25 protein-coding genes are annotated in these 24,392 nt (G+C 60.7%); 15 read left to right on the top strand and 10 right to left on the bottom strand.

Features of this window, described 5'->3' with window-relative positions; genetic code table 11:
• The 3 genes from HF949_RS14845 to HF949_RS14835 form a co-directional block, all read left to right on the top strand.
• The coding region (locus HF949_RS14845) for a DUF2019 domain-containing protein (protein WP_292896526.1) at nucleotides 1–372 on the top strand (372 nt) is incomplete at its 5' end.
• A 207-nt stretch (nucleotides 373–579) separates the two neighbouring features.
• Nucleotides 580–954: a DUF2019 domain-containing protein gene (locus HF949_RS14840; protein WP_292896524.1), complete on the top strand. Its 375-nt coding sequence runs from the start codon at nucleotides 580–582 to the stop codon at nucleotides 952–954.
• A 64-nt stretch (nucleotides 955–1,018) separates the two neighbouring features.
• Nucleotides 1,019–1,396 carry a DUF2019 domain-containing protein gene (locus HF949_RS14835; RefSeq protein WP_292896522.1) on the top strand — a complete coding sequence of 126 codons (378 nt, stop codon included), beginning with the start codon at nucleotides 1,019–1,021 and terminating at the stop codon, nucleotides 1,394–1,396.
• Nucleotides 1,397–1,461: 65 nt separating this feature from the next.
• Here HF949_RS14835 and HF949_RS14830 read toward each other — a convergent pair whose 3' ends face one another.
• The gene (locus tag HF949_RS14830) at nucleotides 1,462–2,103 is read right to left on the bottom strand and encodes a glutathione S-transferase family protein (protein ID WP_292896520.1); all 642 of its coding nucleotides are present in this window, start codon (nucleotides 2,101–2,103) and stop codon (nucleotides 1,462–1,464) included.
• Nucleotides 2,104–2,281: 178 nt separating this feature from the next.
• Between HF949_RS14830 and HF949_RS14825 the strand changes: the two genes are divergently transcribed.
• Entirely contained in the window at nucleotides 2,282–2,764 is a 483-nt protein-coding gene (locus HF949_RS14825) for a CreA family protein (protein ID WP_292896518.1), read from the top strand.
• 20 nt (nucleotides 2,765–2,784) lie between these two features.
• Here the strand turns inward: HF949_RS14825 and HF949_RS14820 are convergent, their stop codons facing one another.
• The 3 genes from HF949_RS14820 to HF949_RS14810 form a co-directional block, all read right to left on the bottom strand.
• Nucleotides 2,785–3,990, bottom strand: coding sequence for a PAS domain-containing sensor histidine kinase (locus HF949_RS14820; RefSeq protein WP_292900226.1), 1,206 nt, complete (start codon nucleotides 3,988–3,990; stop codon nucleotides 2,785–2,787).
• A gap of 20 nt (nucleotides 3,991–4,010) precedes the next feature.
• A complete protein-coding gene (locus HF949_RS14815) occupies nucleotides 4,011–4,799 on the bottom strand; it encodes an alpha/beta fold hydrolase (protein WP_292896516.1) in 789 nt (262 codons plus the stop codon).
• Between the two features lie 214 nt (nucleotides 4,800–5,013).
• A complete protein-coding gene (locus tag HF949_RS14810; protein ID WP_292896514.1) occupies nucleotides 5,014–5,445 on the bottom strand; it encodes a PaaI family thioesterase in 432 nt (143 codons plus the stop codon).
• 118 nt (nucleotides 5,446–5,563) lie between these two features.
• Between HF949_RS14810 and paaA the strand changes: the two genes are divergently transcribed.
• The 5 genes from paaA to paaE are packed head-to-tail and all read left to right on the top strand — an operon-like array spanning nucleotide 5,564 to nucleotide 9,287.
• Entirely contained in the window at nucleotides 5,564–6,559 is a 996-nt protein-coding gene (gene paaA / locus HF949_RS14805) for a 1,2-phenylacetyl-CoA epoxidase subunit PaaA (protein ID WP_292896512.1), read from the top strand.
• A 5-nt stretch (nucleotides 6,560–6,564) separates the two neighbouring features.
• Complete coding sequence (paaB, locus tag HF949_RS14800) at nucleotides 6,565–6,852, top strand: 1,2-phenylacetyl-CoA epoxidase subunit PaaB (protein WP_292896510.1); 288 nt, start codon at nucleotides 6,565–6,567, stop codon at nucleotides 6,850–6,852.
• Complete coding sequence (gene paaC, locus HF949_RS14795) at nucleotides 6,852–7,625, top strand: 1,2-phenylacetyl-CoA epoxidase subunit PaaC (RefSeq protein ID WP_292896508.1); 774 nt, start codon at nucleotides 6,852–6,854, stop codon at nucleotides 7,623–7,625. The genes paaB and paaC overlap by 1 nt, the downstream gene beginning before the upstream one ends.
• The gene (gene paaD, locus HF949_RS14790; RefSeq protein WP_292896506.1) at nucleotides 7,622–8,185 is read left to right on the top strand and encodes a 1,2-phenylacetyl-CoA epoxidase subunit PaaD; all 564 of its coding nucleotides are present in this window, start codon (nucleotides 7,622–7,624) and stop codon (nucleotides 8,183–8,185) included. The genes paaC and paaD overlap by 4 nt, the downstream gene beginning before the upstream one ends.
• 22 nt (nucleotides 8,186–8,207) lie before the next feature.
• Entirely contained in the window at nucleotides 8,208–9,287 is a 1,080-nt protein-coding gene (paaE, locus tag HF949_RS14785; protein WP_292896504.1) for a 1,2-phenylacetyl-CoA epoxidase subunit PaaE, read from the top strand.
• Nucleotides 9,288–9,667: 380 nt separating this feature from the next.
• Here the strand turns inward: paaE and HF949_RS14780 are convergent, their stop codons facing one another.
• From HF949_RS14780 to HF949_RS14770, 3 genes are all read right to left on the bottom strand, one after another.
• The gene (locus HF949_RS14780) at nucleotides 9,668–11,314 is read right to left on the bottom strand and encodes a thiamine pyrophosphate-binding protein (RefSeq protein ID WP_292896502.1); all 1,647 of its coding nucleotides are present in this window, start codon (nucleotides 11,312–11,314) and stop codon (nucleotides 9,668–9,670) included.
• Nucleotides 11,311–12,486, bottom strand: a complete 1,176-nt coding sequence (locus tag HF949_RS14775) for a CaiB/BaiF CoA transferase family protein (RefSeq protein ID WP_292896500.1) — start codon at nucleotides 12,484–12,486, stop codon at nucleotides 11,311–11,313. The genes HF949_RS14780 and HF949_RS14775 overlap by 4 nt, the downstream gene beginning before the upstream one ends.
• Nucleotides 12,487–12,576: 90 nt before the next feature.
• The gene (locus HF949_RS14770) at nucleotides 12,577–13,506 is read right to left on the bottom strand and encodes an alpha/beta fold hydrolase (RefSeq protein ID WP_292896498.1); all 930 of its coding nucleotides are present in this window, start codon (nucleotides 13,504–13,506) and stop codon (nucleotides 12,577–12,579) included.
• A 100-nt stretch (nucleotides 13,507–13,606) separates the two neighbouring features.
• Between HF949_RS14770 and ettA the strand changes: the two genes are divergently transcribed.
• Both ettA and HF949_RS14760 read left to right on the top strand, forming a co-directional pair.
• Complete coding sequence (gene ettA, locus HF949_RS14765; RefSeq protein WP_292896496.1) at nucleotides 13,607–15,256, top strand: energy-dependent translational throttle protein EttA; 1,650 nt, start codon at nucleotides 13,607–13,609, stop codon at nucleotides 15,254–15,256.
• A 240-nt stretch (nucleotides 15,257–15,496) separates the two neighbouring features.
• Complete coding sequence (locus HF949_RS14760) at nucleotides 15,497–16,618, top strand: beta-ketoacyl-ACP synthase III (RefSeq protein WP_292900224.1); 1,122 nt, start codon at nucleotides 15,497–15,499, stop codon at nucleotides 16,616–16,618.
• Between the two features lie 12 nt (nucleotides 16,619–16,630).
• Here the strand turns inward: HF949_RS14760 and HF949_RS14755 are convergent, their stop codons facing one another.
• Nucleotides 16,631–16,966: a DUF2293 domain-containing protein gene (locus HF949_RS14755; RefSeq protein ID WP_292896494.1), complete on the bottom strand. Its 336-nt coding sequence runs from the start codon at nucleotides 16,964–16,966 to the stop codon at nucleotides 16,631–16,633.
• A gap of 123 nt (nucleotides 16,967–17,089) precedes the next feature.
• Here HF949_RS14755 and HF949_RS14750 point away from each other — a divergent pair, with 123 nt between their 5' ends.
• Nucleotides 17,090–18,109, top strand: a complete 1,020-nt coding sequence (locus HF949_RS14750; RefSeq protein ID WP_292896492.1) for an ArsR/SmtB family transcription factor — start codon at nucleotides 17,090–17,092, stop codon at nucleotides 18,107–18,109.
• On the top strand, nucleotides 18,109–19,029 hold the full coding sequence (gene metF / locus HF949_RS14745) for a methylenetetrahydrofolate reductase [NAD(P)H] (RefSeq protein WP_292896490.1): 921 nt from the start codon (nucleotides 18,109–18,111) through the stop codon (nucleotides 19,027–19,029). The genes HF949_RS14750 and metF overlap by 1 nt, the downstream gene beginning before the upstream one ends.
• Before the next feature lie 353 nt (nucleotides 19,030–19,382).
• Here metF and HF949_RS14740 read toward each other — a convergent pair whose 3' ends face one another.
• A complete protein-coding gene (locus HF949_RS14740; protein ID WP_292896488.1) occupies nucleotides 19,383–20,306 on the bottom strand; it encodes a DMT family transporter in 924 nt (307 codons plus the stop codon).
• 197 nt (nucleotides 20,307–20,503) lie between these two features.
• Between HF949_RS14740 and HF949_RS14735 the strand changes: the two genes are divergently transcribed.
• Together HF949_RS14735 and HF949_RS14730 are read left to right on the top strand one after the other, a co-directional pair.
• Entirely contained in the window at nucleotides 20,504–21,724 is a 1,221-nt protein-coding gene (locus HF949_RS14735) for an alanine racemase (RefSeq protein ID WP_292896486.1), read from the top strand.
• A gap of 30 nt (nucleotides 21,725–21,754) precedes the next feature.
• Nucleotides 21,755–23,212, top strand: coding sequence for a cation:proton antiporter (locus HF949_RS14730; protein WP_292896484.1), 1,458 nt, complete (start codon nucleotides 21,755–21,757; stop codon nucleotides 23,210–23,212).
• Here HF949_RS14730 and HF949_RS14725 read toward each other — a convergent pair.
• Nucleotides 23,209–24,387 carry a lytic murein transglycosylase gene (locus HF949_RS14725; RefSeq protein ID WP_292896482.1) on the bottom strand — a complete coding sequence of 393 codons (1,179 nt, stop codon included), beginning with the start codon at nucleotides 24,385–24,387 and terminating at the stop codon, nucleotides 23,209–23,211. The genes HF949_RS14730 and HF949_RS14725 overlap by 4 nt on opposite strands.
• Nucleotides 24,388–24,392 lie beyond the last annotated feature (5 nt).

The raw sequence follows: 24,392 nt of genomic DNA, 5'->3' as shown, positions 1-24,392 counted from the left end.
AGCGTGGCGAAGAAGGGAGAAAATGTTTCCGTCGACAAGATGCTGCAACGCTTTATCGAACTGAGCCTGACGCAGCATGAGGCTGTGCTATATCTCGAAACACGGCCCTATAATCGCGCTTATCTTGAGATTAAAGGTTTGGCGGAAGAACTGGAAGCACGCCCCGGTGATCAGCGGCATGTTCTGGTCGATCTTTTCGACCATCCAAACCCGCAAGTGCGTTTGAACGCAGCCACATATGCCCATCCCCTTTTCCCAGATCCGGCCATTAAGGTCGTTCAATCCATCATCGATGCCAAAAGACATCCACAGGAAGCGGATGCCAGAACCGTGCTGGACTACTTGATCAATGGACCTCTTGAGCCGGAATGATGGAGTTGTTGCGAAGATGACATCTCGACATCATACCGAAACCCAAGCCCGTTCATTGAACATGCTGGATGGGTTGGACGCTTGGGTAGGTCTGCTGCCAAATCCAATGATTTGGGAGGATTCTTGTTTCAGCAACTTCTTCGAGGGCTTCAGGGCGCGGGCGGGTAGAGGCCGGCCTTTTGCGTTGCAACGGCTTGGAACTTTCAAATGATGACGAGACGAAAGAATAACGCTCCCGTCGACGAGATGCTGCAACGCTTTATCGAACTGAACCTGACGCAGAATGAGGCGCTGCTATATCTTGAGACCGGGCCTTACAATCGCGCTTATATGAAAATCAAAAAGCTGGTTGAAGAACTGGAAGCGCGCCCCGGTGATCAGCGTCAAGCGCTGATCGAACTGTTTGATCACGACAATCCTCAAGTGCGGCTGAACGCCGCCAAACATGCCCACCCTCTTTATCCGGATAAGGCCATTCAGATTGTTCAATCCATCATTGATGCCAGGGCGCTTCCGCAGGAAGTATATGCCAAGGATGTACTTTCATTTCTGATGTATGGACCACGGTTTGGGCGAAGGTAGAAAGCCGCCGGGAGGAACGCGAATTGATGGGGCGATATGCACTGAGAAAGTTTGGAGTGCTGAAATGAAGTCCAAAGCCGCTCGTCTTGCAAACCAGTCAGACGACAGTCTCATCGCGCGTGCCGCTGAAATTGGTGCGGAACAGGACCATGCGCTGCTGGGAAATGAAATTGCCCGCTACAACAGACTTTTCGATGAGTTGATGGGAATCGAAGAAGAACTGCGTGGGCGGCCAGGAGATCGGCGGCGGCTGTTCATGAAACTCTATGAACATCAAAACATGCAGGTGCGTCTGAATTCCGCCAAGGCGACCCTCGCCGTCGCGCCGGAGGAGGCGCGGGCGCTTCTGGAGTGGATCGCGGCATCGAAGCATAATCCGCAGGCTGGCGATGCCGGGATGTGCCTCTGGTTTCTGGATGAAGGGATCTTCGTTCCAGACTGAAATCCGGTGAAACCGGTGAACGCAGCCACGCGGCGTCATTTCACCAGCCGACAGAACCCGCAAACTCATCGCCCGCGATAGAGCGCATGCTGCGCGTCGAATGCGCGCTGATAGGCGGGACGGCTTTTGCCGCGCTCCATATAGGCGCAGAGACTGGCGTGTTTCTCAATGAGTGAACTGCCCTCCAGCCGGCGCAGCACGGTCACCATCATGATGTCGGCCAGGCTGAAATGGCCGCAAAGCCAGTCCCGGTCTGCAAGCGCATCCGAAAGATCCCTGAGCCGGAGATCGACCTTTTCGTCGAGGAGGGCAAGGAGTTCACCGAACCAGGGGCGGTCCCGCATCGTATAGCCTGCAGCCTCCCGTTCGACGATGGGGGGCTCTATGGTGTTTAGGGCGGCAAAGAACCAGGAGAGTGCCTTCGCGCGCCCCCGATCATCTTCCGGCAGAAGACCGGCATGTTCGCTGGCAATGTGAAGAAGGATGGCGCCCGTTTCAAACAGGCTCACCGTGCCCGTTTCAAGGGTGGGGATCTGGCCGAACGGCTGGAGCCTGCGATGACTGGGCTCCTTCATTTGCTGGAACGAAACGGTGCGGATATCATAGTCCTGCCCGACCTCCTCAAGCGCCCAGCGCACACGCATGTCGCGGGCATGACCCTGCCCACGGTCGGGTGAATTCTCAAAAACAGTTAGAAGCGGACGCATCCTGTTTCTCCCTTGTCACTGCCCTTCATATTCCGAGGACGCAGGGCAGCGCAGTTTTCCGACATGCGCTTTGGCTGCGCCCGTGTCGTTGGATCGCGGATTTCAGCGACAGGACTTCAATATCGCGCAAATTGCCCCATATGCGCAGAACGCATCTTCGTTACGAAAGGACCAGTCCATGCGCCCTTCCTTCATTGCCGCGTCGCTCGTCTTGGCAACTTTTGCCGCAAGCCCGGTCTCTGCCGAACAAGTGGGCGAGGTGGGCGTGGACTGGCTCGGAAACGATATCGTGATAGAGGCGGTGAGGGATCCCAAGGTGGAGGGTGTCACTTGCCACGTCACCTATTTCGATCGCGGTATGATCGACCGGCTGCAGAAGGGAAACTGGTTCGAAGACCCCTCCAACTCCTCCATTTCCTGTCGTCAGACGGGGCCCATTGTCATTGGTGACATCGATCTTGGCGAGGATGGCGAGGAGGTGTTCAAACAGCGTCAGTCGCTGATCTGGAAGTCGGTTGTGGTCAAGCGTATCTACGACGAGAAGAACGACACGCTGATTTATCTCTCCCACGCCCGCCAGGTGCAGGATGGTTCGGCCAAGATGGCGATCTCGACCGTGCCGCTCTATGGCACCGAGGCGCGATGGGTGAAGGAGGAGTAGGAGGGAAGGGGCCGGTCCTGTCAGGTGGCCTTGGTCGTCTGGGTTGCAGTTTGGGATGCCTTTTGGGGCATTTTGAACAGGAAAGACGTTTCCTTCTCGTCGCTTTCCACTTCCAGCTTGCCCTTGTGGGCGCGGGCGATTTCGGAAGCGATGAACAGCCCGAGACCAAGCCCTTTCTGATGCGCGCGCACTTCGGCGCGTGAGAAGGGCTGGAAGAGCCTGACACGCACGTCAGGAGGAATCGGCCCGCCGGCATTGGTGACGCGGATCGTGAGAACGCCGTTGCTGCACCCGGAGACGACACGAACAGCTTCGCCCTCTGTACCGTGGTCGATGGCATTGCCCACGAGGTTGGAAACGAGCTGGCCGATCCGCCCCTCGTCACATTCGATCGGGTCAGGAAGATCGATCTGAGTTTCAACCCGCGCCGCTTCGCGGCCGGCAACGACCTCGTCCACCACCTGCTGAATGACGGGGCCGAGCTCGACCGCCTTCATCTCCACCGCCATGCCCTTGCCAAGGCGGCTGGCCGCCAGGTCGAGCATGTCATCGATCAGGCTGCTCATGCGCGCAATGCTGGAGCGCATGAGGGTCACCACTTTCTCGCGTTTTTCCGGATCGGGGTCACGAGCCAGAATCTCTGCGCCACTGCGTATCGACGCCAGGGGGTTGCGCAGATCATGACCCAGCACGGCGACAAACTGCTCGCGCAGTTTTGCCGTTTGCCGTTCGTACCAGAGGCCCCGTTCGAGCTTGATCCGTTTTTGCACCGCATTCTCGACTCGTTCCTCCAGCGATGCGTTGAGCGCGGCGAGTTCCTCACGTGCCTTCTCGGCTGCGCGGCGCGCTTCCAGGAGCTCCCGTTCGTACTGCCGGCGTTGCCTGGCGCGAAACAGGGCGACGCGGACAGAGTGGGTGTCGCCCGCCGTGTCACGCACTTCCCGTGCGTTTGCTAGCACTGGCAACGTCGTGCCCGAAGCGTCGGAGAGATCGAGCGCGACCTCGTCGAAAAAACCCTGCATGCGCAGCAGCGGGGCGAAATGGGTTTCATAGAAGATGCGACCAGGCGCACTCAGAATGTCATGGAATGACTTGCCTGCGAGTTCCTCTTTGGAGTAGCCGAGCCAGTCCACGAGGGTTTGATTGGCGCGCAGGATACGGCCACTGGGATGCAGTGAAACATAGGCGCAGGGAGCGTTTTCAAACAGCTCCTCCGGGTCATCCATCGTGTTCTTGTAGGCCACGTTCACAGAAATTCTCTCATGGCCTTGATCACCTCGTCGGGTGCGCCGAGATTTGGACAATGTCCGTAGGCGTCGATAAGAGCCAGTCGCGCATCTGGAAGGTGCTCTTCCACGTATTTCCCCACCTGCTGACCCGCGATCACGTCTTCCTTGCATTGCAGCACGAGACTGGATGTCCGAACCGAGGCCAGATCGGCACGGTTATCGGACAGGAAGGTTGCACGTGCGAATGCGCGGGCAATATCCGGATCGGTCCGGCAGAAGCTGTTCTCAAGCTCTTCTGAAAGCTCGGGGCGATCCGCATTGCCCATGATCAGGGGCGCCATCTGCGCCGACCAGCCCATGTGATTTTCGTCGAGAAACTCCAGGAGCTCTTCCAGTTGCTGGTGCGAAAACCCGCCCTGATAGTCTCCGTCATTGAGATAGCAGGGGGAGGGGCAGACCAGCACAAGCTTCTCGAAATGCTTGGGCGACTTGATCGATGCCAGTGCGCCGATCATGGCGCTCACCGAGTGTCCGACAAAAATACCGTTCTCGACATTTAATGCTTCGCAGATCTCCACCACGTCATCCGCGTAGCCTTCCAGCGTGGCATATCTTTCCTGATCATAAGCACCAAGGTCCGAGCGGCCCGCTCCGACGTGATCGAACAGAATCACCCTGTGATCACGCTCGAATTCCGGAGCAATGAAACGCCACATGTTCTGATCGCACCCAAAACCGTGGGCAAAGATCATCGGTGTTTGGCCGTCACCGCTGATTTTTACGTTATTGCGCTTGATGATCGACATTCAGAACTGACCCATTGTTATCAGGGTGGACCTGCCGCCGCTGGCCAGCCACAGAAGAGATTGCCTGCTGTCGGTGGTGGGGTGCCTCCCTCTATGCATGCTAAGCCATATTTTTCGGGCGCGGAAGCTGGTTGTGGATTTATTGTGTTTCCGTCGCGCAAGTGCGACCGGCCCTTGATTCGCTTCCAGCCGCCATCAACTGATGGTCGCGGACTTACTCCAGATAGGCATAGGCGCCGGTCGCGGTGAAGGCGAGGCGGGGGTCGTTCTCCGCGCGCATTTCCACCCGCACATAGGCCATGCGTCTGCCATTCGAAAGTACCTCGACGCGGACCGTGACCGGCCCGGGTTTCAGGGGCCGGATGAAATGCGTGGTCATGTCAACGGTGGTGCAGGTGCGAAAGTGGCCATTGGCGGCGGAAAGCGCTGCCACGGCGCATGTGTCGGCTGCGGAAGCCGTCGCCTGTCCGCAGATCACCCCGCCCACATGCACCAGATCGGCATTTTCCGGAAGGCGGAAATCGACCCCCGTCTCGTCTGCCGATAGCGCTTCGATCGCCAGTGCTTTGATCCACGGAGCGAAGACCGATTGAAGCGTTTCCCTTGCTGCGCCGAGTGCCTGTTCGGCTTCAAACTGAGCGTTCATGTCACTCCGATCCTCAAAAACATGTTACGAAATATTGCCATCATAAGCATTTTTTGTTACACATTAAAGGCGGGCTGACACCCCGTCCCGAGCCGCGCGTGAGCATGGAGGACAAGCGATGTATAGCCAAGGGCTTATCGGTGCGAAAACCGATACAACGGAAGACGAGGCCTTTCTTGCCGCCTTCCAGGCGCGGATCGATGCCGAGGAAAAGATCGAGCCCAACGATCCGATGCCGGAGGGCTATCGCAAGACGCTTGTGCGACAGATCGGCCAGCACGCGCATTCCGAGATTGTCGGCATGCTGCCGGAGGGCAACTGGATCACGCGTGCGCCGTCGCTGCGCCGCAAGGCGGCTTTGCTTGCTAAAGTGCAGGACGAGGGCGGCCACGGGCTCTACCTCTATTCCGCCGCCGAGACGCTGGGCGTCTCGCGCGAGGAGATGACCGAGGAGCTTCTTAGCGGCAAGGCCAAGTATTCCTCCATCTTCAACTACCCGACGCAGACCTGGGCCGACATTGGCGCGATCGGCTGGCTGGTGGATGGCGCGGCCATCATGAACCAGATCCCGCTCTGCCGCTGCTCTTACGGTCCCTATGCGCGCGCCATGATCCGGGTGTGCAAGGAAGAAAGCTTTCACCAGCGTCAGGGCTACGAGATCATGATGACGCTCGCGCGCGGCACGCCAGAGCAGAAGGAGATGGCGCAGGATGCGCTGAACCGCTGGTGGTGGCCCTCGCTCATGATGTTCGGCCCTTCCGACAGCGATAGCCAGCACAGCGACCAGTCGATGAAATGGAAGATCAAGCGCTTCACCAATGACGAACTCAGGCAGAAATTCGTCGATGCGACGGTGCCGCAGGGTGAGTTCATCGGCCTGACCTTCCCTGATCCGGACCTGAAATGGAACGAGGAGAAGGGCGGTTACGATTTCGGCGCTATCGACTGGGATGAGTTCTGGCGGGTGGTGAAGGGGCATGGCCCCATGAACCGCGACCGCATCGCGTCGCGGCAGAAGGCCTGGGATGAGGGCGCATGGGTGCGCGAGGCGGCCCTTGCCCATGCGGAGAAACGCAAAGCCCGCCGCGAGGCGGCAAGAATGGCGGCGGAGTGAGTGACATGACGAAAAACCAGATCCCCCTTTGGGAAGTTTTCATCCGCCCGCGCAACGGGCTGGCGCACAAGCATTGCGGCTCGGTGCATGCCGCCGATGAGGTGATGGCGCTTCAGGCCGCGCGCGATGTCTATACGCGCCGGGGCGAGGGCACATCCATCTGGGTCGTGCCGTCCTCGGCGATCACGGCGTCGGACCCGGAAAACAAGGATGAGAATTTCGAGCCCGCGCTTTCCAAGGTCTACCGTCACCCGACGTTCTACGACATTCCCGAAGATGTGGGGCACATGTGATGGCTGCCGCGTCTTCCCTCTCTCGTGAAACGTTGACGGCGTTCCTGCTGCGGCTTGCCGACGATCATCTGGTTCTCGGCCACCGTCTTTCTGAGTGGTGCGGTCATGCGCCCATGCTGGAAGAAGATCTCGCCATGCCCAACATGGCGCTCGATCTCATAGGGCAGGCGCGTTCGCTCTACCAGTATGCCGGCGCGGTCGAGGGCAAGGGCCGCGATGAGGATCAGCTGGCCTATATGCGCCGCGAGCGTGAGTATGTGAATTGCCTGATGGCCGAGCGCCAGAACGGCGATTTTGCGCACACCATGCTGCGCCAGTTCTATTTTGCGGCTTTCATGCAGCCGCTGTGGCAGGCCATGATGACTTCAACCGACGAGCATCTCGCCGGCATCGCCGCCAAGGCCGAGAAGGAAGTCGCCTATCACATCCGCCATGCCGGCGAATGGGTGGTGCGCCTTGGCGATGGCACGGAAGAAAGCACCCGCCGCATGAAGGCGGCGGTCGAGGCGCTCGCGCCCTATGTGGACGAACTGTTCGAGAGCGACGAAGTCACCCGCGCCATGGCCGAGGCCGGCATTGCACCTGATCCGACCACCCTGCGGTCGGCTTTTGATGCCATTGTCGGCCCGGTCTTTGCCGAGGCTGGCCTTGAATGGGTGGAAACGCCCTATGGCCAGACCGGTGGCCGTCAGGGGCGCCATGGCGAGGCGCTGGGCTTCCTGCTCGCGGAGCTGCAATACATGCAGCGCACCTATCCGGGGATGACCTGGTGATGGGCAACACGGTGGTGACGGCCTCTTTTCCTCAGTCTGCGGGGCAGAGCGCCCGGCAGGCCGGTGAGGGGCAGAGCCACCTTTCTCAGGCCGAGCGCGCCTATCGCGCCGCTGCCGCCGTGGTTGATCCGGAAATCCCCGCCGTCACCATTGCCGATCTCGGCATCCTGCGCGGCGTCGAGATGGATGGGGATGTCGCCGTCGCCCGCGTCACGCCCACCTATACGGGTTGCCCGGCGGTGCTTGCCATCGAGCTGGCGGTGGAGACGGCGCTGCGTGAGGCGGGATTCGAGCCGCGTGTCGAGCGCGTGATCTCGCCCGCCTGGACGACGGACTGGATCACGGCAGTGGGGCGGGAAAAGCTGCGCGCTTATGGCATCGCACCACCGGTAAAAGCCTCCAATTCCATTCGCGCCCTGTTTGGCGAGACGGAAGTGGCGTGCCCACGCTGCGGCTCGCTTGAGACCGCGCGCATTTCCGAATTCGGCTCCACGGCCTGCAAGGCGCTCTACCGGTGCCAGAGCTGCCACGAGCCTTTCGACTATTTCAAATGTATCTGACCGACCCCAGACCGAGGTGACCATGGCCCCGCGTTTTCACGATCTGAAAGTGGCCTCCATCGAGCGCCAGACCCCCGATGCCGTGGCGATCGCCTTTGAGATCCCGGCCGATCAGGCCGAGGCTTTTGCCTTCACGCCCGGCCAGTATCTGACGCTCGCCACCGATATTGACGGCACGGAGGCGCGCCGGTCCTACTCCATCTGTTCCGCGCCCGGCGATCCGTATCTCCGCGTCGGCGTGAAGAAAGTGGCCGATGGCCGCTTCTCCACCTTCGTCAACGATGTGCTTTCGGTCGGCGACACGATCCGCGTGATGCCGCCGCAGGGGCGTTTTACCGCGCTCAAGGGCGAGCGCCACGATTACCTTCTGTTTGCCGCCGGCTCCGGCATCACACCGATGCTCTCCATCGCCCGCACGGTTCTCGCCCACGAGCCCGAGAGCACCATCACGCTGGTCTATGGCAACCGCTCCACCGAGACGATCATGTTCCTTGAGGAGCTGAACGACCTCAAGGACCGCTTTATGGGCCGCTTCACGCTGATCCATCTCCTGTCGCGCGAAACGCAGGATGTTGAGCTTCTGAACGGTCGTATCGATGCTGAGCGTGTTGGCGAGCTGGCCACTGGCGGTCTCATCCAGCCCGCCGCCATGGATGGGGTATTCCTTTGCGGTCCGGGGGAGATGATCGATGCGGTTTCCGGCGCGCTTCATGCCATGGGTGTCGAGCGTGACCGCATCCGCTTCGAGCGCTTCACGCCTTCTGGCGAGGCGCCCGCACCGCGCAAGGCGTCGAAGGCCGCGCGCGAAGCGGTTCAGGAGGGTGTTGCGGTCGAAGTCGTGGTCGATGGCGTGCGCCGCAGCTTTTCCATGCAGGATGCCGATGGCACGGTGCTCGACGCCGCGCACAAGGCCGGCATCGAGCTGCCTTATTCCTGCGCCGGCGGCATGTGCTGCACCTGCCGCTGCCGCGTGGTGGAAGGACAGTCGGAGATGGCCGTGAACTTTTCGCTTGAGCCCTGGGAAGTGGAAGCCGGCTTCACGCTCGCCTGCCAGACTCGCCCCACGGCTAAGAAACTGGTTCTCGATTTCGACGCGGCCTGATGACGCGTTCCTTCTCCCCGCAAGCGGGGAGAAGGTCCCGGCAGGGGATGAGGGGCAAGCGCCTGCTCTTATTGATTTCACGCTGCGCCCTCCATGCCGCCCCCGCCCTTCGACAGGCTCAGGATGAGGGCTGTGTTGGTGGATGAGCTTTGCTGAGAGCAGCTCTTAGATTTCGAATGGTTTCAAACAGGCTGAGCAATCTTCCAGCCCGTTTCGCACTCTATGCAGAAACCTGCTTACAGTCTCGCCCATTCGGAGCCACAACGGCTGATCTGCCTTCTCCCTCATCCTGAGCATCTTGAGCTTGTCGAAAGGCGAAGGGCGGGGGAGAAGGCACGCGCTGTCAGTGCCGCAGGCTCACGCCTGGCATTCAATAGACCTCAGCGCTTCTCGCGAATATCCGTCAGCGTCTTTGCCGGCGTGATGGCTTCCGGGTCGAGCTTGATCTCGATCAGCGCCGGTTTGCCGCTCGCCTGCGCGCGCTCGAAGGCTCCCGCAAATTCTTCCGTCTTTTCCACCGTTTCGCCATGCCCGCCATAGGCGCGGGCAAGGGCTGCGAAATCCGGGTTGTTGATCGAGGTGCCGGAAACGCGGCCGGGATATTCGCGCTCCTGATGCATGCGGATCGTCCCGTAAATGCCGTTGTTCACCACCACCACGATGATCGGCAGGTTTTCCTGCACGGCGGTGGCGAATTCCTGGCCGTTCATCATGAAGCAGCCATCGCCGGCGAAGGCGAGCACCGGACGTTCGGGAAAGAGCGCCTTGGCGGCCACGGCTGCCGGCGTGCCATAGCCCATCGAGCCCGAAGTGGGCGCGCCTTGCGTGGCGAAACGGCGGAAACGGTGGAAACGATGCACCCAGGTGGCGTAGTTGCCAGCGCCATTGGTGAAGATCGCATCCTCCGGCAGAACGCTTTCCAGATACTCCATGATCGGACCCATCTGCACCGCGCCGGGGCCGGTTTTCGGTGGGGTCGACCAGTCGAGATAGGCCTGATGCAGACGCTCGGTCTCTCCCGCCCATGGCGCATCACCGGGCGTGAGCCCGGCAAACGCCTTGGCGAAGGCTGCCGACGATGCGTTGATGGCAAGCGTGGGGCGATAGACGCGGCCAAGTTCATTGGCGTCGGCGTGCACATGCACCAGCTTCTGGTCGGGATAGGGGCTCTTCATGAGCGTGTAGTCGGAGGACGGCATCTCGCTGAACCGGCCACCGACGAGCAGCACCAGATCGGCATCCTTGATTGCGGCTGCGAGCTTCGGATTGGGGCCGATACCCACATCGCCGGCATAGGAGGGATGCAGATGATCGAACAGCATCTGGCGGCGGAACGAGCAGCCAACGGGCAGGGACCAAGCTTCTGCTGCCTTCTCGAAATCGGCAACCGCCTTCTCGTTCCAGCGCGAACCGCCGAGAATGACGAAGGGGCGCCTGGCGTCTTTCAGGAGAGCGGCAAGCTCTTCCATCTCGGCGTTGCCCGGTCGCGTCTCCACTGGTGTGTAGGGCAAGGCCGCCGGCGCATCCACCACGCTGGTCAGCATGTCTTCGGGAAGCGAGATTACCACCGGGCCGGGGCGGCCGGAGGTTGCGACCGAAAAGGCGCGCGACAGGATTTCGGGAATGCGCGCTGCATCGTCTATTTCGGTGGCCCATTTGGCGATAGGCCCGAAGAAGGCGCGGTAATCCACCTCCTGAAACGCCTCGCGTTCACGCGCGTGGCTCGCCACTTGACCGATGAACAGGATCATCGGCGTGGAATCCTGCATGGCGATGTGTATGCCGGGCGAGGCGTTGGTCGCACCGGGCCCGCGCGTGACGAAGCATATGCCGGGCTGGCCGGTCAGCCGTCCGTGGCAGTCCGCCATCATCGCCGCGCCACCTTCCTGACGGCAGACGATGTTGCGGATCTTTGAATCGTGAAGCGCGTCGAGCACCGCCAGATAACTTTCGCCCGGCACGCTGTAAATGCGATCGACGCCGTTGGCTTCGAGGCTGTCGACAATAAGCTGGCCGCCGGTCTTCATTCGCTGTCTTCTCCGATTTCGCGTAGGATCTCTGCCGTGTGTTCGCCAAGCCTCGGGCTTGGCCGCTCATAGGCGAGCGGTGTCTGTGAAAGGTTTATGGGGGAGCGCACCGAGGGCAGGGCCGCGCCGTGTCCGTCGTCGAGGGTAAGCTGCATGCCGCGTGCCTTCACCTGCGGATCGTCGAACATTTCCTCAATCGTGTTGATCGGGCTTGCCGGCACCGCATTGGCGTCGAACTTGCCCAGAAGCTCCGCCTTTTCCCTACTCGCCAGTGTGGCGACGATGCGTTCGCGCAATGCCACGCGGTTCGCCACGCGCGCCGGGTTGGTGGCAAAACGTTCGTCTGCCGGCAGATCGTCAAGGCCGACGATCCTGCAGAAGCGCTGGAACTGGCCGTCATTGCCCACGGCGAGGATGATGTGCCCGTCCTTCACCGGCAGCACCTCATAGGGCGCGATGTTCATATGGGCATTGCCCATCTGAACCGGGCTGTTGCCGGAGATCAGGTAGTTCATGTTCTGGTTGGCGAGCACCGCCACCTGGCTGTCAAGCAGCGCCATGTCGATGTGCTGGCCTTCGCCGGTCGCTTCCGCATGGCGCAGCGCTGCCTGGATGGCGATCACCGAGTAGAGCCCGGTGAAGATGTCGCTCACCGCAACGCCCACTTTCTGCGGCTCGCCGCCCGGTGCGCCGGTGATGGACATCAGGCCCGACATGCCCTGAATGATGAAGTCGTAGCCGGCTCGCGGCGCATAGGGGCCGGTCTGGCCAAAGCCGGTGATGGAGCAATAGACGAGGCGCGGGTTGATGGCTGTCAGGCTCTCATAGTCGAGCCCGTATTTTTTTAGCCCGCCCAGCTTGAAATTCTCGATCAGAACGTCGGCGGTGGCGATCAGCTTTTTCAGCTTCTCGGCCTCTTCCGGTTTCGAGAAGTCGAGCGCGATGGAGCGCTTGCCCCGGTTGCATGAATGGTAATAGGCAGCCGAGAGGTTCTCGCCGTCCGCACCTTCTACGAAGGGCGGTCCCCATTTGCGGGTGTCGTCGCCGCCATTGGGGTTTTCGACCTTGATGACATCGGCGCCCAGATCGGCCAGCACCTGGCCCGCCCAGGGACCGGCCAGAATGCGCGCCAGTTCGATGACGCGAACGCCCTTCAGGGGTGGCTTGTTCATGATCGCCCGCAGCCCTCCAAAACTCATGCCGTTTTGAGGTAGCAAACGGCGGAGCCTCCTTCCAGATGCGCAGAACGCATTATTTTGGCATTAATTGATGAATTTTCCGGCCCAGCGAACGAAACCCTCCATCGCTTTCTCTCGGTCGATCTCGTTGAGAGATTCGTGCCGGAAATCGTCGTAGATCGTTGTTTCCAGATTCGAAAAGCCGTTTTCTCGCAACCGGTTTTCAAGCTTGCGTACGATCTTTCCCCCTTTGGTGGATGGATCTTCGCTGCCGCCGACCAGCATCAAAGGCAATGTCTTGCGGGCCGCCTCCAGTGTTGCGCCATCGGAAGCTTTCAGGCTCAAATCGAACAATGCGCGCCAGATGCCGATAGACACATCCCAGCCTGAAAGGGGATCGGCGAGGTATCTGTCCACTTCGCGTTCATCCCGCGAAAGCCAGTCGGCATCCGTGCGCCGGTCGGGAAAGGCGCGCGCCCAGGTGGCGAAGGTGAGTTTCGGCAGGAGTCGCGAGGGTACATCGGAACCCAGCCGGAAACGTTCCCATGCCAGCACTGCCTTCCCGGCAAGCGCCTCGGCCCGCGTTGCAAGTGGCGCGTTCCAGATCGCCGCGCCAGCGAGGCGGTGGCCATTGCGCAGCGCATAGTTGATCGCGATCATTCCGCCCATGGAGTGGCCGAAAATGATAATCGGAAGACCGGCATGCTCTTTGGCGATGTGCCTGTGCACGGCCTCTACATCCTTGAGGAGGGTTCCGGCGGTCGCCTTCGGGCCAATCTGGCCGAGCGGCGCGCCCGGTGCCCTGGTCTTGCCGTGACCGCGATGGTCATGCGCATATACGTGGAACCCGCTATCGGACAGAAAATCTGCAAAACCGGCATACCGGGCCGCATGCTCTGCAACCCCGTGGTTGATCTGCACGGCAGCCCGCGCCTTTCTGTTTGTCCGGCGCGTCAGAAGGTGCAGATCAGACCCGGTTGGCGATGCCAGGCGGGTTTCAGCATCGAACCCCATCTTCCCTCCTTGCAGCGGATTGCCCCGCCGCTTCGTTTGGCCTACATACGCTGCGCAACAGGTTCCCCCAATTCGAGTGAGACGGAGCGCGACGAGCCACATGGCACGCCAATTCATCTACCACATGTCCGGCCTCAGCAAGGCCTATGGCTCCAAGAAGGTTCTGGAGAACGTTCACCTGTCCTTCTACCCGGATGCAAAGATCGGCATTCTAGGCCCCAACGGGGCGGGTAAATCGACCGTGCTCAGGATCATGGCCGGCCTCGACAAGGAGTTTACCGGCGAGGCGTGGCTCGCCGAAGGTGCCACCTGCGGTTACCTGCCGCAGGAGCCGCAGCTCGATCCGGCCCTCAACGTTCTGGGCAATGTGATGGAAGGTGTCGCCGCCAAGAAGGCGATCCTCGATCGCTACAACGAACTGATGATGAACTATTCTGACGAGACGGCGGAGGAAGCATCTCGGCTTCAGGACCAGATCGACAGCCAGAACCTCTGGGACCTGGAAAGCCAGGTGGAAATGGCCATGGAGGCTCTGCGCTGCCCGCCGGGCGATGCGTCCATCGACAATCTTTCCGGCGGTGAGAAGCGCCGCGTCGCACTCTGTCAGCTCCTGCTCCGCCAGCCTGACCTGCTTCTGCTCGATGAACCGACCAACCATCTTGACGCCGAAACGACGGCATGGCTTGAAAAGCACCTGCGCGAATATCCCGGTGCCGTGCTGATCATTACCCATGATCGCTACTTCCTCGACAACGTCACCGGCTGGATTCTCGAACTCGACCGTGGTCGGGGCATTCCCTATGAGGGCAACTACACCGCCTATCTGGAAGCCAAGGCCAAGCGCATGTCGCAGGAAGGTCGCGAAGAGGCTTCACGCCAGAAGGCACTTGCGCGCGAGCGCGAATGGATGGCGGCCAGCCCCAAGGCCCGCCAGGCCAAGTCGAAAGCCCGTATCCGCGCCTATGACGAGCTGGTGCAGTCGGCCGCCGACCGGCGACCCGGCGACGCACAGATCATCATTCCGGCCGGTGAGCGGCTTGGCAATGTGGTGATCGAGGCCGAAGGGCTCACCAAGGGCTATGGCGACCGCCTGCTGATCGACAATCTCGAGTTCAAACTGCCGCCCGGCGGCATTGTCGGCGTGATCGGCGCCAACGGCGCGGGCAAGACCACGCTCTTCCGTATGATCACCGGTCAGGAGAAGCCCGACGGTGGCGAGATCCGCATCGGCGATACGGTCAAGCTCGGCTATGTCGACCAGAGTCGCGACGCGCTCGACCCCAACAAGACGGTCTGGGAGGAGATTTCCGGCGGCAGCGACATCATAAGGCTGGGCGCGCACGAAGTGAACAGCCGCGCCTATTGCTCATCCTTCAATTTCAAGGGCGGCGATCAGCAACAGAAGGTAGGCACGCTTTCAGGCGGTCAGCGCAACCGCGTTCACATGGCCAAGCTGCTCAAGGAAGGCGGCAATGTACTCCTGCTCGACGAACCGACCAACGATCTCGACACCGAGACGCTGGCCGCTCTCGAAGATGCGCTGGAAAACTTTGCCGGCTGCGCCGTTATCATCTCGCATGACCGCATGTTTCTCGACCGTCTGGCCACCCACATCCTCGCCTTCGAGGGCGACAGCCATGTGGAATGGTTCGAGGGCAACTTCGAGGATTACGAGCAGGACAAGATCCGCCGCCTCGGCCCTGACAGCGTCAATCCGAAGCGGGTGACCTACAAGCGACTGACGCGGTAGACAGATGGAACCTGGTCGGTAGAATATATGTGAGGGGGCTTCGGCCCCTTCATCTTTTTGACATTTACACTCTGTTTGAGTGTTTCAATCAGTATCGGATCGTGAACGTCCGCAGTCGTGTTTCCTTGACACTATGGCGTTTCAGCGTAAATCCGCCCAAGAAGGCAAACACAGGCACGGACCATGTTGCGCACCGGCGAGCCAGAGGCTTCAGTTTTCGCACCGTACCATTCCAACGCCATGACGCGGGTTTGCGTCGGGGGCATCGGTGTGGAAATTCCTGAAGCATCAATCTCAAACGAAGAGCTGGTCGACAGCTTCAACGCCTGGGTCGACATGGAAAACCCGAAGCGGGAGGCGAGGGGGCTGCCACCCCTGGCAAAATCCGACGCGGACTTCATCGAGCATGCCTCGGGCATCAAGCGCCGCCATGTCTATGAGCGCGACGGCATTCTGGATCCAAGGCGGATGGCCCCCAATATTCCTGCGCGTGGCGATGACGAGCTCTCCGTTATGGCCGAATTCGGTGCGGCCGCGGCCCGCAAGGCGCTCGATCAGGCGGGCGTCCAGGCGCGTGATGTCGATCTCGTCATCTGCGCCTCCGCTCATCACCAGCGCCCCTATCCGGCCATCGCCATCGAAATTCAGAAAGCGCTCGGCACCAGCGGTGCGGGCTTTGATATGGGGCTTGGCTGCTCCTCCGCGCTCGCGGGTCTGCATGTGGCCACCAACCTTGTGCGTGCGGGCGCGCATCGCCGTGTGCTGGTGGTCACGCCGGAGCTTATCACCGCGCATCTGAATTTCCGCGATCGGCAGACCCATTTCATTTTCGGAGATGCTTCCGTTGCCGTCCTCATCGAGGCGCTTGGGGCTAGCGAGGAGCGGCCCGGCCGCTTCGAGATTGTTGACACACGCAGCTGGACACAGTTCTCCAACAATATCCGCACGAATTTCGGTTTCATGAGCCGGCTGGCGCAGGACGATCCGTCCTATCTGGCCATGGAAGGCAACCTCATCAAGCAGAACGGCAACAAGGTCTTTAAGGATGTGACCATTGCCGGCCACAAATTCATTGTCGATTTTCTGGCGGAGCATGGCCACACGCCACAGACCATGCGCCGCTTTTGGCTGCATCAGGCCAATGCGCGCATGAACGCCATGATCCTCAAGCTCGCCTTCGGTGGGGAGGTGGGCCAGGACCGCGCCCCCACCGTGCTCGACCGGCTGGGCAACACGGCTGCCGCCGGTGCCATCGTCGCGCTGGAAGAGACACACCGCGACCTGCAACCTGGCGAACACGGACTGCTTTGCGCTTTCGGTGCGGGCTATTCCATCGGCGGTGCGCTGCTCAGGATGATGTAGCGCTCTGCCGCTTCAATCCTGCCGGGCTTCCAGCCCGTCTTCTTCTTCCGGATCGAGCAGACGCGTGGCGCGCCAGCGCGTCAGAACCGTGTTGATGTCGTCGACGATGAAATGCCGCGCCGCGTCCCGGTCGTAGCCGTCTTCGAGCATCTGATCATAATCCGTATGCTCATGGCGTATATGGGTGATCGTGGCGAGCCACACCGCAATGGCTGGCGGCAAAGTGCGCAGCTTGCGGTCATTGGCCTTGTCGCGGATTGCCTCGGCATCGGCCATGGGCGCCCAGGGAATCAGCAGCGTCAACGCCTTGTCGACCGATTTGCGCCGTCCGGTGGAGGCCCGCTTCATTCCTGAAACCCTTGTTTTGTGTGGAAGTTGCGCGTTTTGGTGCTTGTGCACACTGGACCGTGTCATCTTGCCAAGCAAGCCGAAACGATATAAACATATCTTTATATCTATTGGGAGAAGCGCATGCTTATGCGTCCGGCAATTCAACTCGACCAGATGGTCGACACGTTGAAGGCGGCGGCAGAAACCAGCCGCCTGCGCATCCTTGTGCTTTTGTCGCAGGGTGACCTGACGGTGACCGACCTGACCGAAATCCTCGGTCAGTCGCAGCCGCGTGTTTCCCGCCATCTCAAGCTTCTGCTCGAAGCCCAGCTCATAGTTCGGTATCAGGAAGGATCCTGGGCCTACTTCCGTCTGTCCGATGCTGACGCAGCGCGCGAGTTTGTCGGAGGTGTTGTTGGTCGGCTCGATCAGGCAGATGCTGTCATAGAGCGCGATCTGGAGCGCCTGGGTGCCATCAAACGTCGCCGCGAAGAACGGGCAGCGGAGTATTTTTCGCAGAATGCGGCGAGCTGGGACCAGATTCGCTCGCTCCATGTTCCCGACAAATCGGTAGAAGAAGAGCTGTTGAAGCTCATTGGCGCGCGACCGTTCCAGTCCATGGTCGATCTTGGCACCGGTACGGGCCGTATGCTGGAGCTTTTTGCGCCGCTCTATCAGCGTGCTGTCGGTATCGATCTTTCGCGGGAGATGCTTGCCGTCGCCCGCTCCAATCTCGACCGCGCCGGCATTGGCCATGCGCAGGTGCGGCTCGGTGACATTTCCGCCCCGCAGCTCGAGCGTGACGCCCATGATCTGGTGACTATCCATCAGGTCTTGCACTATATCGACCGGCCAGGCATTGCCATTCGTGAAGCTGCTAGGCTGTTAAGGCCGGGCGGGCGGCTGGTGATCGTCGATTTCGCGCCGCATGAGCATGAGTTCCTGCGTGAGGAGCACGCCCATATGCGTCTTGGCCTGGCCGATGGCCAGATTGCCGAATGGCTCGATGAGGCCGAACTTGACCTCGCCGAAACACTTGAATTTGCGCCGCAGGGCGAGGCTGGAAAAGGCCTCACGGTCAAGCTCTGGCTTGCCCGCGACCGGCGCATGCAGATTGCTGACGGCGCAGTGCCGTCATTTGCTCAAAAGGAGACGGCTTGATGCCGCAACAGCGTTTTTCCCGCCAGCCCGATGTCGCTGGCAAGCTCCGTGTATCGTTCGAGTTCTTCCCTCCGAAGACGGATGCCATGGAGGCGCGTCTGTGGGAGACGGTGAAGAGGCTTGAGCCGCTCGCCCCGTCTTTCGTCTCCGTGACCTATGGTGCCGGTGGCTCCACGCGTGAGCGCACTGCGCGCACGGTCAAGCGCATCCTTGAGGAAACGCGCCTCACGCCGGCTGCGCACATGACCTGCGTGGATGCATCGCGCGAAGATGTCGACCAGGTGGTGGGCGAGTTCGTGGATATGGGCGTTAAGCGCTTTGTGGCCCTGCGCGGCGATCCGAGCGCGGGTGTTGGAGCAGCATACCGCCCGCATCCAGATGGCTACGCCAACGGCGCCGAACTGGTCGGTGCGATGAAGCGTCAGGGCGATTTCGACATTTCGGTTTCGGCTTATCCCGAGAAACATCCGGAGAGCCCGGACTTTGCAACCGATATCGACATGCTCAAGCGCAAGGTCGATAATGGGGCCACGCGCGCAATCACCCAGTTCTTCTTCGACAATGATCTTTATGAGCGCTATGTCGAGCGCGCACGTCGTGCCGGCATTTACATTCCCATCGTTCCGGGCATCCTGCCGATACACAATTTCACACAGGTCGCCAATTTCGCGGGGCGCTGTGGCGCCAGCATTCCCGGTTGGCTTGCCGAACGGTTCGCGGGGCTTGAAGACGAGCCGCAGATTCATGCGCTCGTCGCCTCGGCAGTCGCGGCCGAACAGGTGCTCGACCTTATGGAGCGCGGGATTGACGATTTCCACTTCTACACGATGAACCGGGCCGATCTTGTCTATGCGGTCTGTCACATGATCGGCATTCGTCCGCAGTCGGGCACGAAGGTGGAGCAACCTGCGGCCGCGTGAATTCCTTACGCTGCATGAAATAAAGGGCCGGATGAACCGGCCCTTTTCGTATCATATCAACAAATTCGGAAGCGCTGCCTTCGCGGTGGCTGCTCCGATCATGGATTTACGGCAACACGCCCATTACCAGGGCGCCGATAAACACGAATGCCGCGCAAATCATCAGTGCATTCACAGGCCGTGTCAGTCCCATGCCAAAGCCTCCTCTGCTTATTTGCAAGCCGGATTCTATGGATGGACAGCCATCCGGCAAGCGGTTTTTATGCTGCGCTGCGGTAGGTTTGTGAAAAAACCAACCAGTTCTCATCGCGCTCATTTGAAATCATTGGGCAATTGGTTTGATTCACTTTGTGTTAACGGATGCGAGCCGGAAGCCTTCCGTCGATGATGATCAATCCGGTGGCGATAAGCACCATCCCGATGATTTCAAACGAGGCCAGCCGTTCACCCAAGAACAGGCTTCCAAGCAAAATGGCGCTAACGGGGTTCAGGAAGGTCACCAGTGATGCGTTGGTGGCGCCGGCGCTTGCCAGGATACGGAAATAGATCAGATAGGCAAAAGCCGTGGAAAGCACGGCGAGGCCGATGACTGCGGACCAGATGTCGCCGGAAAAGCCCGATAGGTCTTCCGGCCCGTAAAGTGCGAGCACCAGAGGGATCATGATCACGCTCGAGGCGGTAAGCTGGCCCGTGGCGACAATCGTTGGGGGCACGCCGCGAAATCGACGCCCATGGATGAAGGCGAGACCATAGGAGATTGCGCCGCCGATCAGCGCGACCTTGGCCCATAAGGGACCACCAAACCCGGAAAGGACCCCCGGACCGATCATCACCCCCGTGCCGGCGATGCCGAACGCGATGCCGGTCAGCTTCGCCGGAGTGAGCCTCTCATCGGCAGTGAGGATGTTGGCAAGAAGCGCGGTCCAGAATGGTGTCGTGGCATTCAGCACGGATGCGAGCCCGGCTCCCAGTTGCGTCTGCCCCATAAAGATAAGCGAAAAGGGAATGACGTTGTTGAGGAGTGCCAAAACGACAAAGCTACCGGCGAGCGGCAAAGCGGCGCGAAAGGACGGCCCGCGGATGGTCAGAAAAAGATGGAGTGCAAGGGCTGCGATCGAAACGCGAAACATGACAAGCACTAATGGCTGCATCTGGCTGACAGCGATGCGGGCGAAGAAGTACGACCCGCCCCATACGGCCCCGAGCAGGATGAGAAGACCCCAGTCTTGCGCCGACATTCGAGGGGCGGTCGTCTGGTCGGGCGCTTGAGCTGTCATGGCCTGTCTCTCGGTTTTGGATCATTCGCGCGCTTCATGCGTTAAATTGCGGGGAGAGGAGCAGCCACCCGAAACCTGCCAGTGCCGAGGCGGTCGCGTTTTTCAACCGGAAACGCTGCGGTGGAGCGTTTACATGCAACGCAAATCCACTACGCTTTCCTCCCGCCCTTTGCGTTCATTCGAACCAGGAGCTGCCAATGCAGATTTTTGAGACCGCCCGAGACGCTGCCCTCAAGCTTCGTCCCGATGACCCGGTCTACTGCTTCCGGCCAGAAGTGCTTAAAGCCGATGCACGCGATTTCATGGGGCAGTTTCCCGGCAAGACAGCCTATGCGGTAAAAACCAATGGCGAGAAACTCGTACTGAAAACCCTGGCGGAGGCCGGTGTTGAAGCCTTCGATGTGGCGTCCCCGGCAGAGTTCGCCGCCGTTCGCGCTGTCGCGCCCAATGCCGAGATGCTCTACATGCATCCGGTCAAGGCGCAGTCGGACATTCGTCTCGCCCTGGAGGAGTACGGTATTCGCGTCATCGTGGTCGACCATGAGGACGAGGTGACGAAACTCATCCGGGTGGTCCGTGCCCTCGACATCGACCCCGGTTCGCTCACCGTTTTCGTGCGCATTCAGACCAAAGGCCATGCGGCTTATGAACTCTCGAAGAAATTCGGTGCGGGGCCGGCGCAGGCGGTCGAGCTTCTGCGACGGCTCGACCGGCATGGTTACAAGCTCGGCCTTTGCTTTCACGTGGGTTCCCAGATCCAGGATCCGGATACCTATGAGCGTGCGCTCGCCTCAGCCGACTGGGTGCGGGGCAGGGCCGGCGTGGAGCTTGCGGTCCTCGATGTCGGCGGCGGCTTTCCGGCTGAATATGGTCATGACCCCAACCGCAAAAAGCCGGAAATGCCGAGTCTTGAGGAGATCATGGCGCGGCTGCGGGCCGACATCGTGGAATGGGGCTTTGACGACATGCCGCTTGTGGCGGAGCCCGGCCGCGTCATCGTTGCGCGCGCCTTTTCGCTCATCGTACGCGTTCTACTGCGCAAGGGTCGCCGGCTCTATATCAATGACGGCATCTGGGCGTCACTCTCGGATTCCTGGACCGGCAAGATCACGCTGCCAGCCCGCTTCATTCCCGATCCCGCGATCCGCAACCGCAATGGCGATCCCGAAAAACTCGTTCCGTTCAAGGTTTGCGGCGCGACCTGCGATTCCGTGGACATCCTCTCGCGGCCATTCTGGCTGCCGGAAACAGTGGATACGGGCGACTGGATCGAGATCGGCCATATTGGTGCCTATTCCCTGTCGCTAAGAACCCGTTTCAACGGGTTTTATCCCGACACGTTCGTCGAGGTGAAAACACCTTTCGATGCTGGCTCGGCGCCGGAAGGGTTTGCCAGCCTCGAAACCATGGCGGACTGATCGGGCGCATACGGAAAAGGGGACCAGTTTTTGGAAGCGGAAGCACATGCCTTTCCCTTGACGGAGGTCGCCTTCGTCCTCCTCGTGGCCATTGCGCTCGGGCTTGGCCTGATGCGCCTTAAGCAGCCGCCGCTGGTGGGGTTCATTCTGGCCGGCGTGGTCATGGGGCCAACCGGATTCGGCCTCATCGGCAATTCCGAAAACGTGATCGCGCTTGCCGAGATGGGCGTCCTCATGCTGCTCTTCTTCATCGGCATGGAGTTGTCGCTCAGAGCTTTTATCATGAGCCTCAGGCCCGCCGTGCTTGTGGCCGTCGGGCAATTGTCCGTGGCGCTGGCCATCGGTCTGTCCATCGCGTGGATGAGCGGAACGGGGTTTGCCGAGGGCATCATCTTCGGATTCATCATCGGCATTTCCAGCACGGTCGTCGCCATGAAGATGCTCGACGACATGGACGAATTGCGCCGCGATGCGGGCCGCATCGCCATCGCCGTTCTGATCGCGCAGGACATTGCCGTTGTGCCGATGCTTATCATCGTTTCCGCGCTGGGCGGAGCTGAAACCAGCCTTGTTGCCATCGCTGCAAAAGTGGCTCTGGCGGTCGGCTTTCTCGGCTGGCTTCTCTGGTGGCTCGGGCGGCGGGGCAAGCTGCGCATGCCCTTTGCCGATGCGATTGCCGACAATGTGGAAATTCTCGCTCTTGGTGCCCTGGGTGTCTGCTTCGGCGTGGCGGCCCTCTCGGGTTTCCTCGGCCTTTCGCCGGCCTATGGCGCGTTCGTCGCCGGCATTCTGGTCGGCAACTCGAATCTGCGCGCGCGCATCATTCCCGTGATCGAGCCGATCCAGAGTGTCCTCGTCGTGATCTTCTTCCTGTCCATAGGCCTTTTGTTCGACCTGACCTATATCTGGAACAATCTCTGGATGGTGCTGGGAGCCGCGCTCCTTGTCATCGCCGCCAAGACGCTGCTTAACGTCTTCCTGTTGCGCGCCACCGGGCATGACCGCAACACGGCGCTGATCGGCGGTCTTTCCATGGCCCAGATCGGCGAGTTTTCCTTCGTGCTCGCGGCAGCCGGGCTATCAGCCGGCGCGCTGGCGCAGGACAGTTATCGTCTCGCCATCGCCGTCACCGCGATTTCGCTTCTGTTCTCGCCGGCCTGGATGTCGGTCATGCGCCGCATCGAAGACGTTGCGGCCAAGGGCTTTTCTTCCTATCGCGAAGCACTTTCGGAAGCCTATGCCGATGAGATCGAGAATGTGGGTGAGGGGCTCTGGTGGGTGCGCGCCCGCTATCGGGCAGGCCGCATGACCCTGCGCAAATGGCGTGCGCGCCGCGCGCTTGAAAAGGCTGCCAAGGCTGCAATGAGGGAGCGGGAAGAGGGGGAGAAGGAGCCCATGGTGGTGGCGGCCGAAGCTGATGAAGAGAACACCACGCCCCGGCAACCGGATGGAGGGCAGGCTACCGGGGCGTCGAAGGCAAAAATCTAGAGGTTCGAAAAAAGTGTCGGCGTCGGCCAGCCATCGGCGGGCAGGCCGAGGCGCAGCTGTTCCTGGCGCACGGCTTCGCGCGTACCGGCCCCCAGAATGCCGTCAATCTTGCCCACATCGTGACCGCGTGCGGCAAGCTTGGTCTGCAACTGCTTCATCGTCTCGGGCGCGAGCCCCTGCTCGGGTGAGCGCACATCGAAGCGCGGTGCTCCGGCAAGCCGTGTGGCCAGATGCGCCGCCGTCAGCGTGTAGATGAGCGACTGGTTCCATTCCAGGTAAATGTCGTAATTGTCATAGACCAGGAAGGCTGGTCCCCTGTGCCCCATCGGAAGCACCACGGCCGTCGGCATCCCGTCAGAGGGCAGCGGGCTGCCATCGCGATAGGTCACGCCCATCGCCGCCCATTCCGAGCGCGGTAGCTTGGTCACGCGGCCAGTCTGCTCCCAGGGCATCTGATCGGGCACGCGCACCTCTTCCATCCACGGCTCGCCGGGTTTCCAGCCGAGCGACTGAAGGTTTTTCGCTGCCGTCAGGATTGCGTCGGGAGAGCTGCCCTTGAGGTCAACCTTGCCATCGCCGTCGCCATCGACGCCCTTTGTGTAATAGTCGGATGGCAGCATCTGCATCTGGCCGATCTCGCCGGCCCACGCGCCGGTCACGTTGGCCTGCACCCATCCCTGATCGATCAGGTGCAGCAGCGCGATCAGCTGCGGGCGGAAGATTTCCGGACGGCGGCAGTCATGCGCCAGCGTGGCGAGCGCGTTGAGGGTCGAGAAATCGCCCTGAACGGCGCCGAAATCCGTCTCCAGCGCCCAGAAGGAGGCGATCACCGGCCCCGGGACGCCGAACTCGTTCTCTGCCCGTGCAAAGATGTCTGCATATTTCTGCAGATTGGCCGCGCCGTTCTTCAGCCGGTAATCATTGATCATGCGGCCGGCGAATTCGGCAAAGGTCTGGTTGAACACGCCCTGTGCCCGGTCGCGCTCCAGAACTTTCTGGTCGATGCTCGCACCGTTCAGCGCGGAGAGGCCACGCTCGCCCACACCGTCCGCGGCCGCGTCTTCACGTACGGCTTCTCGCCAGGCGTTGAAATCGCCGCCGCACTGCTGCGCCAGGGCGCTGCCGGCGATGCCGAAGGCAAAGAGCACTCCGAGCAAAATGGATTTTCTGCGCATGTCTA

The organism is Nitratireductor sp. (assembly GCF_017794765.1).
Classification (GTDB): Bacteria; Pseudomonadota; Alphaproteobacteria; order Rhizobiales; family Rhizobiaceae; genus Nitratireductor.
Note: the sequence above shows the minus strand (reverse complement) of the source record. Positions and strands in the feature narration are given on the sequence as shown.

What these genes read in the sequence shown, in the direction of transcription:
- HF949_RS14840 (WP_292896524.1), top strand. Translation starts at nt 580, where the DNA reads ATGATGACGAGACGAAAGAATAACGCTCCCGTCGACGAGATGCTGCAA.
- HF949_RS14835 (WP_292896522.1), top strand. Translation starts at nt 1,019, where the DNA reads ATGAAGTCCAAAGCCGCTCGTCTTGCAAACCAGTCAGACGACAGTCTC.
- HF949_RS14830 (WP_292896520.1), bottom strand. Translation starts at nt 2,103, where the DNA reads ATGCGTCCGCTTCTAACTGTTTTTGAGAATTCACCCGACCGTGGGCAG.
- HF949_RS14825 (WP_292896518.1), top strand. Translation starts at nt 2,282, where the DNA reads ATGCGCCCTTCCTTCATTGCCGCGTCGCTCGTCTTGGCAACTTTTGCC.
- HF949_RS14820 (WP_292900226.1), bottom strand. Translation starts at nt 3,990, where the DNA reads ATGGATGACCCGGAGGAGCTGTTTGAAAACGCTCCCTGCGCCTATGTT.
- HF949_RS14815 (WP_292896516.1), bottom strand. Translation starts at nt 4,799, where the DNA reads ATGTCGATCATCAAGCGCAATAACGTAAAAATCAGCGGTGACGGCCAA.
- HF949_RS14810 (WP_292896514.1), bottom strand. Translation starts at nt 5,445, where the DNA reads ATGAACGCTCAGTTTGAAGCCGAACAGGCACTCGGCGCAGCAAGGGAA.
- paaA (WP_292896512.1), top strand. Translation starts at nt 5,564, where the DNA reads ATGTATAGCCAAGGGCTTATCGGTGCGAAAACCGATACAACGGAAGAC.
- paaB (WP_292896510.1), top strand. Translation starts at nt 6,565, where the DNA reads ATGACGAAAAACCAGATCCCCCTTTGGGAAGTTTTCATCCGCCCGCGC.
- paaC (WP_292896508.1), top strand. Translation starts at nt 6,852, where the DNA reads ATGGCTGCCGCGTCTTCCCTCTCTCGTGAAACGTTGACGGCGTTCCTG.
- paaE (WP_292896504.1), top strand. Translation starts at nt 8,208, where the DNA reads ATGGCCCCGCGTTTTCACGATCTGAAAGTGGCCTCCATCGAGCGCCAG.
- HF949_RS14780 (WP_292896502.1), bottom strand. Translation starts at nt 11,314, where the DNA reads ATGAAGACCGGCGGCCAGCTTATTGTCGACAGCCTCGAAGCCAACGGC.
- HF949_RS14775 (WP_292896500.1), bottom strand. Translation starts at nt 12,486, where the DNA reads ATGAACAAGCCACCCCTGAAGGGCGTTCGCGTCATCGAACTGGCGCGC.
- HF949_RS14770 (WP_292896498.1), bottom strand. Translation starts at nt 13,506, where the DNA reads ATGGGGTTCGATGCTGAAACCCGCCTGGCATCGCCAACCGGGTCTGAT.
- ettA (WP_292896496.1), top strand. Translation starts at nt 13,607, where the DNA reads ATGGCACGCCAATTCATCTACCACATGTCCGGCCTCAGCAAGGCCTAT.
- HF949_RS14760 (WP_292900224.1), top strand. Translation starts at nt 15,497, where the DNA reads ATGACGCGGGTTTGCGTCGGGGGCATCGGTGTGGAAATTCCTGAAGCA.
- HF949_RS14755 (WP_292896494.1), bottom strand. Translation starts at nt 16,966, where the DNA reads ATGAAGCGGGCCTCCACCGGACGGCGCAAATCGGTCGACAAGGCGTTG.
- HF949_RS14750 (WP_292896492.1), top strand. Translation starts at nt 17,090, where the DNA reads ATGCTTATGCGTCCGGCAATTCAACTCGACCAGATGGTCGACACGTTG.
- metF (WP_292896490.1), top strand. Translation starts at nt 18,109, where the DNA reads ATGCCGCAACAGCGTTTTTCCCGCCAGCCCGATGTCGCTGGCAAGCTC.
- HF949_RS14740 (WP_292896488.1), bottom strand. Translation starts at nt 20,306, where the DNA reads ATGACAGCTCAAGCGCCCGACCAGACGACCGCCCCTCGAATGTCGGCG.
- HF949_RS14735 (WP_292896486.1), top strand. Translation starts at nt 20,504, where the DNA reads ATGCAGATTTTTGAGACCGCCCGAGACGCTGCCCTCAAGCTTCGTCCC.
- HF949_RS14725 (WP_292896482.1), bottom strand. Translation starts at nt 24,387, where the DNA reads ATGCGCAGAAAATCCATTTTGCTCGGAGTGCTCTTTGCCTTCGGCATC.